Genomic DNA, 524 nt, shown 5'->3' on the forward strand with positions numbered 1-524 from the left:
CACATTGACGTCAGCACAGCTTCTGGACCAGGGCGCCAGACACTCCCTCGAAATGCGCAGGCCCAATTTTATCCGGCGGTTTGCTCTATTGTTGGTGGCGTTAGTGGCCCGCCTTGCGGCGTGCCCTCGTGCCGTTGCAGCACTACCCCGCCATCCATCAGCCCGCTGTTCAGATACGCCCGGATCAGCCGGATGACCCCGGCGTCCCTGATGCGCTTCTGTAGGCGGTTAATCAGGATGTCGTGGTTGACCCGGTCAAAGAACTTTTCCAAGTCCACGTCCACCACCACGCGCCGCCCCGATTGAACGTACGACTGTGCGGCTAACACCGCATCGTGCGCACGCCGCCCGGGCCGGAAGCCGTAGCTGTGCTTGCTGAAGGTAGGGTCCAGCATTGGTTGCAACACCTGCAACAGCGCCTGCTGGATCAGCCGGTCCGTCACCGTCGGGACGGTCAGCGCGAACTGCACAAGCGCTCAACGAGCATTTGGGATGGGCTGAGATCCGCCATCCGTTTCATCCGC

1 pseudogene is annotated in these 524 nt (G+C 61.8%); it reads right to left on the reverse strand.

From position 1 onward, the window contains the following. Nucleotides 1-95 precede the first annotated feature (95 nt). Nucleotides 96-458 (reverse strand): annotated as a pseudogene (locus AC07UK_RS38870) (reverse transcriptase domain-containing protein); the annotation flags it as partial. Between the last annotated feature and the right edge of the window lie 66 nt (nt 459-524).

It is taken from the genome of Cupriavidus sp. GW821-FHT07C08, assembly GCF_059419025.1.